Below are 1,078 nucleotides of genomic sequence, written 5' to 3' on the forward strand. Positions count from 1 at the left end.
CCCGAGTAGCAGCGGGCCCGTGAAATCTGCTGTGAATCTGCCGGGACCACCCGGTAAGCCTGAATACTCCCTGGTGACCGATAGCGGACTAGTACCGTGAGGGAAAGGTGAAAAGTACCCCGGGAGGGGAGTGAAATAGTACCTGAAACCGTGCGCTTACAATCCGTCAGAGCCCTCTCTTGAGTGGGGTGATGGCGTGCCTTTTGAAGAATGAGCCTGCGAGTCATCGGTGTGTGGCGAGGTTAACCCGTGTGGGGTAGCCGTAGCGAAAGCGAGTCCGAATAGGGCGTTTTTAGTCGCACATTATGGACCCGAAGCGGAGTGATCTACCCATGGCCAGGGTGAAGCGACGGTAAGACGTCGTGGAGGCCCGAACCCACTTAGGTTGAAAACTGAGGGGATGAGCTGTGGGTAGGGGTGAAAGGCCAATCAAACTCCGTGATAGCTGGTTCTCCCCGAAATGCATTTAGGTGCAGCGTCACGTGTTTCACGCCGGAGGTAGAGCTACTGGATGGCCTAGGGGGCCCACAAGCTTACCGAAGTCAGCCAAACTCCGAATGCCGGTGTGTGAGAGCGTGGCAGTGAGACTGCGGGGGATAAGCTTCGTAGTCGAGAGGGAAACAGCCCAGATCGCCGGCTAAGGCCCCTAAGCGTGTACTAAGTGGAAAAGGATGTGGGGTCGCTTAGACAACCAGGAGGTTGGCTTAGAAGCAGCCACCCTTGAAAGAGTGCGTAATAGCTCACTGGTCAAGTGATCCTGCGCCGACAATGTAGCGGGGCTCAAGTACACCGCCGAAGCCGCGGCATTCAGACATTAGATCGCCTTCGGGCCAGTCGTCTGGATGGGTAGGGGAGCGTCCTGTAGCCGTGGAAGCCACAGTGTGAACTAGTGGTGGAGGCTACGGGAGTGAGAATGCAGGCATGAGTAGCGAAAGACGAGTGAGAAACTCGTCCGCCGAATGACCAAGGGTTCCTGGGCCAGGTTAATCCGCCCAGGGTGAGTCGGGACCTAAGGCGAGGCCGACAGGCGTAGTCGATGGACAACGGGTTGATATTCCCGTACCCGTGTATCCGCGCC

At 57.3% G+C, this 1,078-nt stretch carries 1 rRNA gene; it reads left to right on the forward strand.

Features of this window, described 5'->3' with window-relative positions:
• Positions 1-1,078, forward strand: a 23S ribosomal RNA gene (locus tag WA675_RS27235); the annotation flags it as partial.

The sequence above is a fragment of the Nocardia sp. SSK8 genome, from assembly GCF_037034205.1.
GTDB lineage: Bacteria > Actinomycetota > Actinomycetes > Mycobacteriales > Mycobacteriaceae > Nocardia.